Raw genomic sequence first — 14,775 nt, 5'->3', positions numbered from 1 at the left:
GATGAGCGCCCCCGCCCCGACCGACTCCCACTGCCCGTACTGCGCCCTGCAGTGCGCGATGACGCTGACACCCGCGGCGGGCCCCGTACCCGTGGCGGTCGAGGGGAGGGAGTTCCCGACGAACCGGGGCGGGCTCTGCGCCAAGGGCTGGACCTCCGCCGAGCTGCTGGCGAGCGGACAGCGCCTGGTCTCCCCGCTGCTGCGCGGCGCCGACGGCGTCCTCGCGGAGGCGTCGTGGGAGGAGGCGCTCGACGCGGTCGCCGGGGCGGTGCGCGGCGTCCGGGAGCGGCACGGCGCCGACGCGGTGGCCGTCTTCGGCGGCGGGGGCCTCACCAACGAGAAGGCCTACCAGCTCGGGAAGTTCGCTCGGATCGCTCTCGGCACCTCCCGGATCGACTACAACGGCCGCTTCTGCATGTCCTCGGCCGCGGCGGCCGGCAACCGCGCCTTCGGCGTCGATCGCGGACTGCCGTTCCCGGTGTCCGACCTCGACGACGCCGACACGATTCTGCTCCTGGGCTCGAACGTCGCCGCGACGATGCCGCCGCTGCTCGCCCACTTCGCCGGTGCCCGCTCGCGGGGCGGCCTGGTGGTCGTCGACCCGCGCCGCTCGGCCACCGCGCGGCTGACGGAGGACGGCGCCGGCACGCATCTGCAGCCCGCCCCCGGGACGGATCTGCCGCTCCTGCTCGGGCTGATCCACCTGGTCTTCGCCGAGGGCCTCGCCGACACCGCCTACCTCGCCGCGCGCACGACCGGCGTCGAGGCGGTGCGCCGCAGCGTCTCGGCGTGGTGGCCGGAGCGCACCTCCGCGGTCACGGGCGTGCCGACCTCGCTCCTCCGCTCCCTGGCGCGCCGGCTCGCCGAGGGGCGGTCGTTCGTGCTGACCGGCCGCGGGGTCGAACAGCACGTCGACGGCACCGACACCGCGACCGCCGCGATCAACCTCGCTCTCGTGCTCGGCCTGGTGGGCCGCGAGGGGTCGGGGTACGGCACGCTCACCGGTCAGGGCAACGGCCAGGGCGGACGCGAGCACGGCCAGAAGGCCGATCAGCTCCCGGGGTACCGCTCCATCCGCGATCCGGAGGCGCGGCGCCACGTCGCCGCCGTCTGGGACGTGACGCCCGAATCGATCCCCGGCCCGGGCCTGCCCGCCACCGCCCTGCTCGCCGAGCTCGGACGCTCCGTGCACTGCCTGCTGGTGCACGGCTCCAACGTGGTCGTCTCGGCTCCGGACGCCGACGCCGTCCGCGCCGGGCTCGAGGCCCTGGACACGCTGGTCGTCTGCGACTTCTTCCTCTCCGAGACCGCCGCGCTGGCCGATGTGGTGCTCCCGGTGCCGCAGTGGGCGGAGGAGGAGGGCACGATGACCTCGCTCGAGGGCCGGGTGCTCCGCCGCCGCCGGGCGATCGACCCGCCGGCGGGAGTGCGCAGCGAGCTCTGGATCATGAGCGAACTGGCGCGCCGTCTCGACGCCCCCTCGAGCTGGTCGACCGTCCCCGCGGAGGTGTTCGACGAGCTGGCCCGCGCGTCCGCGGGAGGCGTGGCCGACTACTCCGGCCTCTCGCACGCCCTGCTCGACACCGGGATCGCCGCCCACTGGCCCTACCCCGCGGGCGGCACGGGGACGCCGCGCCTCTTCGCTGAGCGCTTCGGGCACCCCGACGGCCGGGCGCGCCTGGTCGCCGTCATCCCCGCCGTCCCCGTCGTCGTGGACCGCGGCGAGGAGCTGACCCTGGTGACCGGCCGCTACCTCCAGCAGTACCAGTCGGGCACCCAGACCCGGCGGGTCGCGGAGCTCGATGCGGCCCGCCCGGAGGCTCGACTCGAGATCCACCCGGCGACCGCCTCCCGGCTCGGCGTCAGCGACGGAGCACCTGTGGCGATCGGGAACGCGCGCGGCGTGGTCCGCGCCCGCGCGAGCGTCACCGCGGACATCCGCCACGACACGGTGTTCCTGCCCTTCCACTACGCGGGTGAGCAGTGCGCGAACCTCCTCACCGAGGCCGTCGTGGACCCGGTGTCGTCGATGCCCGAGTTCAAGCGCACGCGGGTCTGGGTCCGCGCGGAAGGGACGGCACATGCCTGAGACACCTCCCGAGCGGATCGTCCTGATCGGCTACGGACCCGTCGGCTCGCGCTTCGTCGAGGAGCTGCTGCCGGCCGTGCGGGCCGGTCTGGTCGCGCTGACGGTCGTCGGCGCCGAGGGCGACGACCCCTACAACCGTGTCCTGCTCGCGGAGTACGCCGTCGGCCGGGCGACCCGCGAGCGCCTCGACCTCGGCGACCGGACGGCGGCGGAGGCGGCGGGCGTCGTCCTGCGCCTGGGAGCGGCCGTCGTGGGGATCGACCGCGCGCGGAACGTCGTGCGGCTGCACGACGGCGAGCGGCTGCCCTACGACCGCCTCGTCCTGGCCACCGGCGCCCGGGCGAACGTGCCGACCCTCGCCGGGATGGAGCGGGCCCGACGTGAGCGGACGGTGCGCGCCGCCGATCCGGAGTCGCTCGACGCGGGCTCCCGGCCCCTCCCGGAGAGGGTGGTGGCGCTGCGAGACCTGGCCGACGCCCGGGTGGTCCGCGAGGCCGTGCGCTCCGGCGCTCGCCTCGTCGTGCTCGGGGCGGGAGTGCTCGGGATCGAGTTCGCCCTCGCCGCCGCCGAGCAGGGCGCGCAGGTGGTGGTCGTCTTCCACGGCGACATCCCGATGGCCCGCAATCTCGACACGGGCGGGGGGCGGATGCTGGCCGCGGCCGCCCGCGCGGCCGGCGTCGAGATGGTGGCGCACGCCCGGTCCGAGAGCGTCCTGCTCGCGCACGACGACCGCGGCCGTGCGCACTTCCAGGCGCTCGTCTGCGCTGACGGCAAGCAGATCGAGGGGGATCTGCTGGTGCTCTCGTGCGGTGTCGGTGCGCGGGTCGAGCTGGCCGCGGGCGCGGAGCTCGCCGTCTCGACCGGGATCCTGGTCGATGAGCAGCTGCGCAGCTGGAGCGACCCGGACGTCTTCGCGATCGGCGACTGCGCGCACGTCGCCCCCCGCGGCTCGGCCCTGCCCGACGGCCGCGTGCCCGGCGGACCGAGCGGACTGATCGGTCCGGGATGGGAGCAGGCGGACCGGCTCGCAGCGCGGATCCGGGCGGAGGCGGAGGGCCGCTGCGGCGAGGAGCGCGTCCCCGACGCCCGACCGGCGGTCGTGATGCTGAAGGCCGAGGGTGTCGACCTCGTGGCAGGAGGCGACGTGGCCCCGGAGCCGTGGGACCCGCACCGCCCGGGCGAGGAGCACCTCGAGGTGACGCTGTGGGCTGACCCCGCCCGCGGCGGCTACGCCAAGCTCGTGACCGCAGGAGGAGTGCTGCGCGGGTTCGTCTCGGTGGGTCTGCCCCGGGTCGGCGCCGAGCTCAGCCTCCTCTTCGAGCGGGGCTCGGAGCTGCCGGCGGACCGGTCGAGCCTCCTGCGTCTGGACGCCCCGGATGCGGGCGCCGCGGCGACCGGCGATCCGTTCGCCCCCGATGCCACGGTCTGCTGGTGCAACGGCGTGACGGCGGCGGTGATCACCGATGCGGCTGCGGCGGGACACGGGACGGTCGCCTGCGTCGGGCGGGCGACCCGCGCCGGCACGGGCTGCGGCGGCTGCACCGGTCGTATCGCCGAGCTGCTCGCGCGGACGGCGGTCCCCGCCTGACCGCCGCGAGGACCGGGCCTCGCCGCCTCAGCGGTCGAGCGCCTCCGCGAGGCGCCGGGTGACCGCCCGCAGTTCGAGCTCGGCCCCGCGGACGCGCTCGTCGAGAGCCGCCGCGGTGTCGGCGGCCTGCTCGGCGGCCGCCGCACCCGCCGCCTCGGACGAGGCTCGGTCGGCCGCGACCGACGCGCTGAGCTCGTCCAGCGCCTCCCGGAGGCCCGCCGACTCGTCGCGCAGCACGGAGACGTCGCCCTGCACCGCGCTCAGCTCGCCGCGGAGCCCGGCCACCTCGTCGCGCAGGGCCGCCGTCTCGGCGCGCAGCTCCTCCGTGCGCAGCCGCGCCTGCTCGAACCAGGGGGCGACCAGCCGGTGCACCGCGTCGCGGAGCACGACGCCGCCGCGGCCGAGCCGGGTGGGCGCGGAGCCGGGGTCCTGGAGGAAGTCGTGGTCAGTGGTCATCGTCGTGGTCCCGTCCGGAGAAGCGGCGGTGGAGCACGTCCATCGCCCGCAGATCCTTGTCCATGATGTCGGCCTCGAGGGTGGTGTCGGCGAGGCGGTCGGCGAGGCCCGGCCGGGAGCGGCGCTCGAGCGAGGCCTCGATCAGCTCGACGGAGCGCTCGAACGAGAGCGGTCCGCGCGCCGCGGCCCGGCCCCGCCGACCGAGCGCCTCGAGGTCCGCCGCCCCGCTCGCCACGTCCCGCATCGCCTCGAGGAGCGCCGGGGCGGAGCGGGTGATCTTGATGCAGTCGACGCCGTCGATGAGGAACTCCGCTACTCCGCTGGCCGCCGTCACGATCGGCACGGCGCCCGCCGCGGCCGCCTCGACCGGCGCGACGCCGAACGCCTCTCCGGCCCAGGTCGGGAAGAGGAACGCGTCGGCGCGGCCGTGCGCGGCGAGCACCTCGGCGTGCGGCGTCGCTCCGTGGAACTCGACCAGGCCGGCCAGGCCCGCCTCGTCCGCCCGGGCGCGCCAGCCGTCCACGTCTCCGTCGCCGTAGAGGTCCACGCGGAAGTCGCGGGTCTCCTCCGCGAGAGACGCCGCCGCCTCCAGCACCAGCCCGACGCCCTTGTGCTCGCCGAGCGACGCGGCGAACGTGAACCGGGTGGTCCCGCCCTCGCGGTAGCGCCGCGGCTCCGCGGTGTCGGGGGGAACGGACACTCCGCGCCCGATCACCTCGACCTCGCCCAGGCTCAGCCCGCCGGCCTCGATCGCGTCGACGAGGGAGCGGCTGACCGCGACGATCTCGCCGCGGTCGAAGTGGTCGGGGGCCTGGGCGCCGTAGACGCGGAGCACGCGCTCGGGCAGCCCGTCGACCAGGGCGTTCGGGATGCGGTCGCCGAGGTTCCACATCCACGGCGCCTCCACCGCCCGCAGCAGGTCGATCATCGCGAGGCCGCCGATCCCGAGCAGGTTGAAGGCCACCACGTGGGTCGGCGCGAAGTCGCGCAGCTCCTCGAGCAGGATGCGGGTGTTCTCGAACCGCGAGACGGCGCTCTCGTGGTGCAGCAGCTGAGCGATCTCGCCGCCGGTCTGCGGCAGCGGGAAGTAGGTGCGCAGGCTCAGCGTGCGGTGCACCTCGACGCCCGAGGGCTCCGGCGGCAGGTAGGTCGGCGTGGTCAGCACGCGCACGGTGTGGCCGCGGGCCGCCATCGCCTCCGCGACGCGCGCACAGGTCATCTCGTATCCGCCGAGCACCTGCGGCGGGTAGAGGTTGCTCACGAACAGCAGGCGCATCAGCGCACCTCCCCTCTCGCGGACGCGTCCGCCGCGATCCGCGCCGTCACCTCGGGCGTGTAGGCCGCGCGGGCCTGGCGGTCGTTGCCGCCGTCCCAGTAGTTGACGAGGTAGAGCCCGGACTGCTGCGTGCGCGGCACGAACGGGAACAGCTGGGCCCGGGGCTCGATCTGCGCGATCCGGTAGCCGGCGTCGACCGCGCGCACGTGCAGCCAGATGTCGTCGGCGTCCGGGGCGATCTCGCGGAACGCCTCCCCGTGCGCGGCGATCTCGCCGAGGAGCGCGGCGGGCAGCAGCTGCCCGGAGACGGAGGTGCCGAAGACGTCGGTCGACGCGCGCGTGTCGGCGACCGGCGTCCAGCTCGTGTAAGGAGCCACGGCGCCGTCGACGATCCCCACCCGGTGGGCGCGGTAGCAGAGCACGGTCTCGCGGGGGTAGCGCGAGCGGGCGTCGAGCAGACCCCTCAGCCAGGTGCGCGGGTACACGATGTCGTCGTCGGAGGTGACGAGGTCGCGCTCCCCCGCCCGGCCCGAGAGCAGGTGCGGGTAGTACTTCGTGTGCACGCGGTAGCCGTCGACCAGGCGGATCTCGACGCCGCGGCGGCGGAGGCGGCGCAGCGGCGCGGGCAGGTCGGCGTGCAGGGCAGGGTCGTCGAGCCAGAGCACCAGGCGCGCGGGCCGGGCGTCGCCGCGGGCGATCGACTCGAGCGCCACGTGGACCCGCTGCAGCCGCTCGCCGTGCGTGGTCATCGTCACCACCACCTCGCCCGCCGGATCGACTGCGGAGCGGCGGGAGAATCGGTTGGCCAGGGCGAGCAGCAGCAGCTCGCGCCGGAGCGCGGGCGAGGGGTGGTCGATCGGCCGGGCGGCGATCACGGCGGCGCGGCGCTCCGAGAGGCGCTGAGGGGCGGAGCGGACGACCCGGGCCGCGGAGCGCAGCCGCGTGCGGGGACGGACACGACGGCCCAGCGCCGCGAGGCGCGTGCGGGGCCGGACGCGCCGGCCGACGGCGGCGAGAGCGGGATGCATCGGTCCAGGTTAGCCGGAGGCGCCCGGGGGCCCTGCGCCGGTCAGGGCTCGTCGACGACCGCGAAGGCCCGCACCGGGAAGGTCCCGAAGCCCCGCACCTTCGGCGGCACGGCGGTGAAGCGCGCCCCTGTCGCCGGCAGCCCGCCGAGGCCGGTGAGGTGCTCGACGACGTGCACTCCCGCGGCGAGGAGGGCCGAGTGCGCGGGCCGCGATCCGCCCGACTCCGTGTCGTCGATGTTCACCGAGTCGATGCCGACCAGCACCGCGCCGGCGGCGACGAGCGCCTCCGCCGCCTCGCCGCTGAGGAAGGGGGCGCCCCTGCCGTACCCGGGCGTGGCGAAGTGCGCGTCCCAGCCGGTGCGGAGAAGGACGGCGGCGCCGCGGACGTCGAGTCCCGCGACCGCGTCCGCACTGATGCCCCGTCCGGTGGCTCCGGTCGCGTCGACCACGACGGCAGGCAGATCGACCAGCGTCTCGAGGCGGAGAGCGGCGAGATCGGCTCCTCCCTCGTAGCGGTGGAACGGGCTGTCGAGGTAGGTGCCCGTGTTCCCGATCATCTCGATGACGTCCATCGCGAACTCGGTGCCGGGCGCGTAGGAGGCGCGGGACGCCTCACGCGTGAGGTGCGGCCGGATGCGCGGAGCGGGCAGGCCCGGGTAGGTCACCAGCCCGTCCGCGACGGTGTGGCTGAGGTCGACGAAGCGGCGCGAGGAGGTCATGCGCCCGATCCTGGCAGGGGCCGGATCGGGCGCACCATCGAGATGCCGCCCCGCGGGGCGGCGTTCCCGCCTCTACTTCTTCGGCAGCGCCGCCGACAGGTCCGCGATCAGGTCGGACGAGTCCTCGAGGCCCACCGAGAGGCGTACCAGCGACTCCGAGACCTCCAGCGGCGTGCCCTTCACCGACGCGTGCGTCATCTCGCTCGGGTAGCCGATCAGCGACTCGACGCCGCCCAGTGACTCCGCGAGCTGGAACAGCTCGGTCGACTCGGCGAACTTCCGGGCCGCGCGCGGCGTCGCGAGCTCGAGCGAGAGCATCCCGCCGAACCGCGACATCTGGCGCTTCGCCAGCTCGTGGCCGGGGTGCGAGGGCAGGCCCGGGTAGTGCACGGCCGTCACCGCCGGGTGCTCGACGAGGAACTCGGCGACCGCCTGCGCGTTGACGGAGTGGCGCTCCATCCGCACCCCGAGGGTCTTGATGCCGCGGACCGTGAGCCACGCGTCCATCGGGCCCGAGATCGCTCCGACCGCGAACTGCAGGAACGCGATCTTCTCGGCCAGCGGCCCCGAGCGCAGGGCGAGCGCGCCGCCGACGACGTCCGAGTGGCCGCCGAGGTACTTCGTGGTCGAGTGCACGACCACGTCGGCACCGAGGGCCAGCGGCTGCTGCAGGGCGGACGAGGCGAAGGTGTTGTCGACGACGACGATCAGGTCGTGCGCGTGGGCCAGGTCGGCGAGCTCGGCGATGTCGCTGATGGTCATCAGCGGGTTCGACGGGGTCTCGACCCAGAGCATCTTCGTCTCGCCGGGGACGATCGCCCGCTGCACCTCGCGGAGGTTCGACATGTCGACGGCCGTGTTGCGCACACCCCAGGCGCTGTGCACCCGGTCGATCAGGCGGTGGCTGCCGCCGTACGCGTCGTTGCCCAGGACGACGTGGTCGCCGGGCGCGAGGGCGGCGCGCAGCAGGGTGTCCTCGGCCGCGAGGCCGGAGGAGAAGGAGTAGGCGACGTCCGCACCCTCGAGCGAGGCGATGAGCTCCTGGAGCGAGTCGCGCGTCGGGTTCGCCGAGCGGGCGTACTCGTAGCCGCCCCGGAGACCGCCGATGCCGTCCTGGACGAACGTGGAGGTCATGTAGACGGGCGGCACGACCGCCCCGGTGGTCGGATCGAACTCCTGGCCGGCGTGGATGGCGCGGGTGTCGAAGTGCTGCTTCTTGGGCATGGTGCGGGCTCCCTGGGTCGGAGGTGCGGAGGCGGCGGCCGTCAGGCCGTGGCGTAGGTGAGGAGGTCCTGTCGGGTGATCACCGCGACGGGCTTGCCCTCGTCGGTGACGAGGAGGGCGCTGTGCTCGGTGAGCGCGGCGCGGGCGGCGGTGATGCTCTCGCCGAGCCCGATCAGCGCGAGCGCATCGCCCACGCAGTCGCCGAGCGGGTCGTTCATCGAGGCGGATCCGGCGAAGACGCGGTCGAGCAGCTCGCGCTCGTCGACGGCTCCGACGACCTCGCCCATCACGACCGGCGGCTCGGCGGTCAGCACCGGGAGCTGCGAGACGCCGTACTCGGTCATGATGCCGATCGCGTCGCGGATCGTGTCGGTCGGGTGCGCGTGCACGAGCGCCGGGAGGTCGGCCTGCCCGCTCGCCGCCCTCGCGCGGAGCACGTCGCGGACGGTGCCCTCGTCGCGCATCTCGAGGAAGCCGTAGGAGCGCATCCAGCGGTCGTTGAAGATCTTGCCGAGGTAGCCGCGCCCGCCGTCCGGCAGGAGCACGACGACCACGTCGTCCGGCCCGAGACCGGCGGCTGCCTTGAGCGCGACGGAGACGGCGAGCCCGCTCGATCCGCCGACGAGCAGCCCCTCCTCGCGGGCGAGGCGGCGGGTCATCGCGAACGACTCGGCGTCGCTGGAGGCGATGATCCGGTCGACCACGCTCGGGTCGTACGCGCTCGGCCAGAAGTCCTCGCCGACGCCCTCGGTCAGGTACGGGCGACCGCCGCCGCCCGAGTAGACGGAGCCCTCGGGGTCGGCGCCGACGATCTGCACGCGGCCCTCCGACACCTCCTTGAGGTAGCGGCCGACGCCGCTGATGGTGCCGCCCGTGCCGACTCCCGCGACGAAGTGGGTGAGCCGGCCGGCGGTGTCGCGCCAGATCTCGGGGCCCGTGGTCTCGTAGTGGCTGAGCGGTCCGTTGAGGTTCGCGTACTGGTTGGGCTTGAAGGCGCCGGGGATCTCGCGGGCGAGGCGGTCCGAGACGGAGTAGTAGGAGGCGGGGTCCTCCGGAGCGACGGCCGTCGGCGTCACGACGATCTCGGCCCCGTAGGCGGTGAGGACGTTGCGCTTGTCCTCCCCCACCTTGTCCGGCAGCACGAACACGCAGCGGTAGCCGCGCTGCTGCGCGACGAGGGCGAGGCCGATGCCGGTGTTGCCGCTGGTCGGCTCCACGATGGTGCCGCCGGGCTTCAGCAGCCCGTCGCGCTCGGCGGCGTCGATGATGCGGGTCGCGATGCGGTCCTTCGACGAGCCGCCGGGGTTCAGGTACTCGACCTTGACCAGCACGGTCGCCTGCACGCCCGCCGCGACCGGACCCAGCTTCACCAGCGGGGTGTCGCCGATGAGGTCGAGCACCGAATCGGCGTAGGCCATCCCGGTCTCCGGGCGTGCGGGAAGGGCGCGATCCAGGCTCATCCCGCCAGCGTAGCAACCGGCTGCGGGCGTGTGACGGGGGTGGGCGGAGGCACAGGGAGCGGTCTCGGGAGGGGAGTGCCGCCGGTCGCGCCGGTGCCCTATCGTGGGGGTCCGCGAGCGCCGCGGTCGACCCGGAACGGACCCCGAATGACCTCACCGATCGCCGCACCGCCGCGGCGTCCGGCCGACATCCACCTCCTCCGCCTGCTCGGCCCGGCGCTGGTCGCCGGAGTCGCCTACCTCGACCCGGGCAACGTCGCCAGCAACATGACGGCCGGCGCCCGGTTCGGCTACCTCCTGGTCTGGGTGGTGGTGCTCGGCAACCTGATGGCCTGGCTCATCCAGTACCTCTCGGCGAAGCTCGGCCTGATGACCGGCCGCAGCCTCCCCGAGCTGCTCGGCGACCGCCTGCGCGGCCGCTGGGGCCGCCGGGCCTACTGGCTGCAGGCCGAGACGGTCGCGATGGCGACCGACCTGGCCGAGGTGATCGGCGGTGCGATCGCGCTCAACCTGCTCTTCGGACTGCCGCTGCTGGCCGGCGGCGTGGTCACCGGCGCGGTCTCGCTGGTGCTGCTGCTCGTGCAGACGCGGGGCGGGGCGCAGCCGTTCGAGCGGGTGATCACGGCGCTGATGGTGCTGATCGCCGTCGGCTTCACGGTCGGCGTGGTCGTCGATCCCCCGGACGCGGGCGCGACCGTCGCCGGTCTCATGCCGCGCTTCGAGGGCTCGGAGTCGGTGCTGCTCGCCGCCTCGATCCTCGGCGCGACCGTCATGCCCCACGCGATCTACGCCCACTCCGCGCTCGCCCGCGACCGCTTCGGCCACGTCGAGGGCGTCGGCGCGCGCCGGAGGATCCTGGTCGCCACCCGGATCGACGTGACGATCGCCCTCGCCATCGCCGGCACCGTGAACCTCGCGATCCTGCTCCTCGCCGCGCACTCCCTCGCGGGAGTCGCCGGGACCGACAGCCTCGAGGGCGCCCACGCGGCCATCGGGGCGGCGCTCGGACCGGTGGTCGCGACCCTGTTCGCCGTCGGCCTGCTCGCCTCCGGCCTCGCCTCGACCTCGGTCGGCGCGTACGCGGGGGCCGAGATCATGCACGGTCTGCTTCAGGTGCGGGTGCCACTCGTCGCCCGTCGTCTCGTCACGCTGATCCCGGCGCTCCTGGTGCTCGCGATCGGCTTCGACCCGACGCGCGCGCTGGTGCTCAGCCAGGTGGTCCTGTCGTTCGGCATCCCCTTCGCGCTCGTGCCGCTCGTGATCCTGACCCGCGACCGCCGCCTGATGGGCGACCAGACGAACCGCTGGTTCACCACCCTCGCCGCCGCCCTGGCCGCCGTCTTCCTCATCGTCCTGAACGGCCTGCTGCTCTGGCTCACCTTCGCCCCCTGAGCGGAGCCGCGGCGCACCGTCCCACTCCTCCGCGGCCTCCTCTCCCGCTGATCGAGCGGCCCGCTCCTCGGGCGCATCGAGATCCCCCTGACCCCGCATTGATCCGATCCGAAGCCTCGCTCGTTATCCTCTGAGAGCGCCTCTCAGGCGCCTGCGCCCGCCCCAGGCGCCTTCCGCCCTCAGAACGAGAGACGCCGCCGTGCCCAAAGACACGATGTCCGCCAAGAACCGCGCCCGACAGGAGAAGCTCGAGGCCTACAAGCGCGAGCAGGACCGCCGCAAGCGCGGCTCCCGCATCTGGATCTGGTCGCTGTCGGCCCTGGCCGTCCTCGCGGTCGGCGGGATCGTCGCGGTCACCGTCTTCGGGAACCAGCAGATCGTCGAGGCGCGCGAGATCGACGGCCTGCAGACCTTCGACAACGACGCCACCCACGTCGCCGGCGCCGTCGACTACCCGCAGACCCCGCCGGCGGGCGGCCCGCACAACGCCGTGTGGATGAACTGCGGCGTCTACGACGAGCCCGTCCCGAACGAGAACGCGGTGCACGACCTCGAGCACGGCGCCGTCTGGGCCACGTACGACCCCGAGCTCCCGCAGAGCGAGGTCGACGCGCTGATCGCCGCGATGCCCGACACCTACTCCGTCGTCTCGCCCTACGAGGGCCTCGAGTCGCCCATCGTGCTGAGCGCCTGGGACGCCCAGGTCGCGATCGACTCGCCCGAGGACCCCCGCATCGACGCCTTCGTCGAGCGCTTCTGGCAGTCCTCGAGCGCTCCGGAGCCCGGCGCCCCCTGCACCGGAGGGATCGATGCGCCCGGCAAGCAGTAGGGGCCGGATCCTCGTCGCCGCGGTCGCCGTGGTCGCGCTCCTCCTCGGAGCGGCCGGCGGCTACCTCTTCGGCGCGCTCGCCCCGTTCGCCTCCGCGGCGACGCCCTCGAGCGCCAGCGCCGAAGCGGGCTTCGCGCGCGACATGCAGGTGCACCACCTGCAGGGCGCCGAGCTGGCGATGATCGCCCGCGAGCGCAGCGCCGACGACGAGGTCCTCACCGTCTCGAAGGACATCCTGCTCACCCAGCAGCAGCAGGCCGGGCAGCTCTTCGGCTGGCTGAACTCGTGGGGCCTGCCGCAGGCTGCTCCGGAGCCCTCGATGACCTGGATGGGCCGGCCGACCCTGGCCGGAGCCGCCGACGAGCACTCGTCGATGGGGATGGGGACCGAGGACGGCGTCGTGCCGGCGAGCATGCCCGGTCTCGCGACACCGGACCAGATCACCGCCCTCAGCAGCGCGTCGGGCCGCGACTTCGACCGGATGTTCCTCGAGCTGATGATCGCCCACCACCGCGGCGCGATCGACATGGCCGAGGCGCTGCTCGCCCGGAGCCGCGTGACGGTCGCCACCGACTTCGCCTCCTCCGTCGTGAAGGCCCAGGAGGCCGAGATCTCGCTGATGGAGCAGATGCTCGAGGACCGCCCGGCGGAGTGACCGCCTCCGGCGCGGGCGATGGCGGCTGAGAGCGATGCGCCTCCCCCACCGGGGCAGGGCGCGTGCTCTCCGCCGACGTCGTGCACGGAGCCCGGCGACTCAGACGGCGCCGGCTGCGAGTAGCGCCGCGGGGGGCCGCGGCCGCCGATCCGCGGCTCAGCCCTGGAGGGCCGACTCCGTCTGCTGCGCGTAGAGCGAGGCGTAGAGGCCGCCGAGGCCGAGCAGCTCGCGGTGGGTGCCCGATTCGACGATCCGGCCGCCCTCGACGACGTGGATGACGTCGGCCGACACGATGGTCGAGAGCCGGTGGGCGATCGCGATGGTGGTGCGGCCTCGGGCGGCGTCGTCGAGCGCGGTCTGGACGATCCGCTCCGAGACGGTGTCGAGGGCGCTGGTCGCCTCGTCGAGGATGAGGACCGCCGGGTCCTTCAGCAGGACGCGTGCGATCGCGAGCCGCTGCTTCTCGCCTCCGGAGAGCCGGTAGCCGCGCTCGCCGACAAGCGTGTCGTAGCCGTCGGGGAACGACGTGATCGTCGCGTGGATGTTCGCGGCGCGGGCGGCCGCCTCCAGCTCCTCCTGCGTCGCGTCCGGGCGGGCGTAGCGGAGGTTGTCGCCGATCGTCGCGTGGAAGAGGTAGGTCTCCTGGCTGACGATGCCGATGTGCGAGACGAGCGACTCCTGCCGCAGCTCGCGCACGTCGGTACCGGCGAAGCGCACCGCTCCCCCGGCCACGTCGTAGAGGCGCGGGACGAGGTACGAGATGGTGGTCTTGCCCGCGCCGGAGGGACCGACGAAGGCGACGAACTGGCCCGGCTCGATCGCGACCGAGACGTGGTCGAGCGTCGGGCGCGCGTCCTCCGCCTGGTCGGGGTAGCGGAACACGACGTCGTCGAGCTCGACCCGGCCGAGCTCGCCCGAGACCTCGCGTGCATCTGCCCTGTCCGTTATCGCCGGACGCAGGTCCAGGTACTCGAAGATGCGGGCGAACAGCGCTCCGGCCGTCTGCAGGTCGAGCGCGACGCGCATCAGGCCCAGGAGCGGCCACATCAGGCGCGCCTGCACGGTGGTGAAGGCCACGACGGTTCCGGCGGTGACGGTGGTGCCGCCGAGGATCAGCCAGGCGGCCACAAGGTACACGATCACGGGGATGACCGAGAGGAAGATCTGCACCATCGCGAAGAACCACTGGCCGGACATCTGCTGCCGCACCTGGAGCTCGATCTGCCGGCCGTTCTCGTCGGCGTAGCGCGTCACCTCCGACTCCTGGCGGCCGAAGCTCTTGGCCAGGAGGATGCCCGATACGCTCAGGGTCTCCTGGGTGATCGCGGTCATCTCGGACAGCGACTCCTGCGTCTTCGTCGCGATGCGCGCCCTCACCTGGCCGACGCGGCGCTGGGCCACGACGAGCACCGGAGTGAGGACGAGGGCGACGATCGTCATCTGCCACGAGAGCAGGAGCATCGCGACGACGGCCGCGATCACGGTGACGGTGTTGCCGAGCACGCTCGAGACGGTGTTCGTGAGCACGTTGGCCACGCCGCCCACGTCGTTGGCGAGGCGCGACTGGATGACGCCGGTGCGGGTGCGGGTGAAGAAGCCGAGCTCCATCGCCTGCAGGTGGCGGAAGAGGCGGATGCGCAGCTCCCCCATGACCGTGTTGCCGACGGTCGCGGTGAGGTAGGTCTGCCAGACGCCGAGGATCGCCGAGAACGCCCAGACCAGCACCATGACGCCGACCAGCTCGAGCAGCACCGGGAGGTTCGGGCGTCCGCCGGGCGGGAAGAGCCCGCGGTCGAAGGCCAGCTGGGTGAGGAGCGGCGGCACCACCGTGAGGGCGGCGCCGACGAGCACGAGGATCACGGTGAGCGTGAGCTTGGGGCGGTGGTCGCGGAAGAGTCCCGCGATGCGCCGGAGCAGGTCGTCGACCTTCGGAGCCGCCGCGTTGATCTCCCGCTGGCTGTCCGGATCGCTGCTCGAGATCCTCCCGCCGCGCGCCCCTCCGCGCATCCCGCCGCCTGCCGCGACGTCACCCATCCTGCTCACGGCTCGACCCTAGCCC

At 73.9% G+C, this 14,775-nt stretch carries 12 protein-coding genes; 5 read left to right on the top strand and 7 right to left on the bottom strand.

Annotated features, from left to right (window positions below; all coding sequences use genetic code 11):
* Window position 1: 1 nt before the first annotated feature.
* Both C5B95_RS15515 and C5B95_RS15510 read left to right on the top strand, forming a co-directional pair.
* Window positions 2–2,089, top strand: coding sequence for a molybdopterin oxidoreductase family protein (locus C5B95_RS15515; RefSeq protein WP_104349575.1), 2,088 nt, complete (start codon window positions 2–4; stop codon window positions 2,087–2,089).
* Complete coding sequence (locus C5B95_RS15510; RefSeq protein WP_104224350.1) at window positions 2,082–3,677, top strand: NAD(P)/FAD-dependent oxidoreductase; 1,596 nt, start codon at window positions 2,082–2,084, stop codon at window positions 3,675–3,677. The genes C5B95_RS15515 and C5B95_RS15510 overlap by 8 nt, the downstream gene beginning before the upstream one ends.
* 27 nt (window positions 3,678–3,704) lie before the next feature.
* Here C5B95_RS15510 and C5B95_RS15505 read toward each other — a convergent pair whose 3' ends face one another.
* The 6 genes from C5B95_RS15505 to C5B95_RS15480 form a co-directional block, all read right to left on the bottom strand.
* The gene (locus tag C5B95_RS15505) at window positions 3,705–4,133 is read right to left on the bottom strand and encodes a hypothetical protein (RefSeq protein ID WP_104247711.1); all 429 of its coding nucleotides are present in this window, start codon (window positions 4,131–4,133) and stop codon (window positions 3,705–3,707) included.
* Window positions 4,123–5,409, bottom strand: coding sequence for a glycosyltransferase (locus tag C5B95_RS15500; protein WP_104349574.1), 1,287 nt, complete (start codon window positions 5,407–5,409; stop codon window positions 4,123–4,125). Before C5B95_RS15500 ends, C5B95_RS15505 begins: the two co-directional genes overlap by 11 nt.
* Window positions 5,409–6,437: a glycosyltransferase gene (locus C5B95_RS15495; RefSeq protein ID WP_104269657.1), complete on the bottom strand. Its 1,029-nt coding sequence runs from the start codon at window positions 6,435–6,437 to the stop codon at window positions 5,409–5,411. Before C5B95_RS15495 ends, C5B95_RS15500 begins: the two co-directional genes overlap by 1 nt.
* 41 nt (window positions 6,438–6,478) lie before the next feature.
* Window positions 6,479–7,156, bottom strand: coding sequence for a cyclase family protein (locus C5B95_RS15490; protein ID WP_104247709.1), 678 nt, complete (start codon window positions 7,154–7,156; stop codon window positions 6,479–6,481).
* A gap of 72 nt (window positions 7,157–7,228) precedes the next feature.
* Window positions 7,229–8,380 (bottom strand): cystathionine gamma-synthase, encoded by a 1,152-nt coding sequence (locus C5B95_RS15485; RefSeq protein WP_104224345.1) that lies wholly within the window; start codon window positions 8,378–8,380, stop codon window positions 7,229–7,231.
* A gap of 41 nt (window positions 8,381–8,421) precedes the next feature.
* A complete protein-coding gene (locus tag C5B95_RS15480) occupies window positions 8,422–9,798 on the bottom strand; it encodes a cystathionine beta-synthase (protein ID WP_104234473.1) in 1,377 nt (458 codons plus the stop codon).
* A 189-nt stretch (window positions 9,799–9,987) separates the two neighbouring features.
* Here C5B95_RS15480 and C5B95_RS15475 point away from each other — a divergent pair, with 189 nt between their 5' ends.
* The 3 genes from C5B95_RS15475 (at window position 9,988) to C5B95_RS15465 (ending at window position 12,716) form a co-directional block, all read left to right on the top strand.
* On the top strand, window positions 9,988–11,232 hold the full coding sequence (locus C5B95_RS15475; RefSeq protein ID WP_104349573.1) for an Nramp family divalent metal transporter: 1,245 nt from the start codon (window positions 9,988–9,990) through the stop codon (window positions 11,230–11,232).
* A 199-nt stretch (window positions 11,233–11,431) separates the two neighbouring features.
* Complete coding sequence (locus tag C5B95_RS15470) at window positions 11,432–12,061, top strand: DUF3105 domain-containing protein (RefSeq protein WP_244230507.1); 630 nt, start codon at window positions 11,432–11,434, stop codon at window positions 12,059–12,061.
* A complete protein-coding gene (locus tag C5B95_RS15465) occupies window positions 12,042–12,716 on the top strand; it encodes a DUF305 domain-containing protein (protein WP_104224341.1) in 675 nt (224 codons plus the stop codon). The genes C5B95_RS15470 and C5B95_RS15465 overlap by 20 nt, the downstream gene beginning before the upstream one ends.
* 156 nt (window positions 12,717–12,872) lie before the next feature.
* Here the strand turns inward: C5B95_RS15465 and C5B95_RS15460 are convergent, their stop codons facing one another.
* The gene (locus C5B95_RS15460) at window positions 12,873–14,750 is read right to left on the bottom strand and encodes an ABC transporter ATP-binding protein (protein WP_104247708.1); all 1,878 of its coding nucleotides are present in this window, start codon (window positions 14,748–14,750) and stop codon (window positions 12,873–12,875) included.
* Between the last annotated feature and the right edge of the window lie 25 nt (window positions 14,751–14,775).

The sequence above is a fragment of the Rathayibacter sp. AY1A7 genome, assembly GCF_002930845.1.
Taxonomy (GTDB): Bacteria; Actinomycetota; Actinomycetes; order Actinomycetales; family Microbacteriaceae; genus Rathayibacter.
This window is presented reverse-complemented; position numbering and strand designations above follow the sequence as displayed.

What these genes read in the sequence shown, in the direction of transcription:
- C5B95_RS15515 (WP_104349575.1), top strand. Translation starts at nt 2, where the DNA reads ATGAGCGCCCCCGCCCCGACCGACTCCCACTGCCCGTACTGCGCCCTG.
- C5B95_RS15465 (WP_104224341.1), top strand. Translation starts at nt 12,042, where the DNA reads ATGCGCCCGGCAAGCAGTAGGGGCCGGATCCTCGTCGCCGCGGTCGCC.
- C5B95_RS15495 (WP_104269657.1), bottom strand. Translation starts at nt 6,437, where the DNA reads ATGCATCCCGCTCTCGCCGCCGTCGGCCGGCGCGTCCGGCCCCGCACG.
- C5B95_RS15475 (WP_104349573.1), top strand. Translation starts at nt 9,988, where the DNA reads ATGACCTCACCGATCGCCGCACCGCCGCGGCGTCCGGCCGACATCCAC.
- C5B95_RS15510 (WP_104224350.1), top strand. Translation starts at nt 2,082, where the DNA reads ATGCCTGAGACACCTCCCGAGCGGATCGTCCTGATCGGCTACGGACCC.
- C5B95_RS15485 (WP_104224345.1), bottom strand. Translation starts at nt 8,380, where the DNA reads ATGCCCAAGAAGCAGCACTTCGACACCCGCGCCATCCACGCCGGCCAG.
- C5B95_RS15460 (WP_104247708.1), bottom strand. Translation starts at nt 14,750, where the DNA reads ATGGGTGACGTCGCGGCAGGCGGCGGGATGCGCGGAGGGGCGCGCGGC.
- C5B95_RS15480 (WP_104234473.1), bottom strand. Translation starts at nt 9,798, where the DNA reads ATGGCCTACGCCGATTCGGTGCTCGACCTCATCGGCGACACCCCGCTG.
- C5B95_RS15500 (WP_104349574.1), bottom strand. Translation starts at nt 5,409, where the DNA reads ATGCGCCTGCTGTTCGTGAGCAACCTCTACCCGCCGCAGGTGCTCGGC.
- C5B95_RS15505 (WP_104247711.1), bottom strand. Translation starts at nt 4,133, where the DNA reads ATGACCACTGACCACGACTTCCTCCAGGACCCCGGCTCCGCGCCCACC.
- C5B95_RS15490 (WP_104247709.1), bottom strand. Translation starts at nt 7,156, where the DNA reads ATGACCTCCTCGCGCCGCTTCGTCGACCTCAGCCACACCGTCGCGGAC.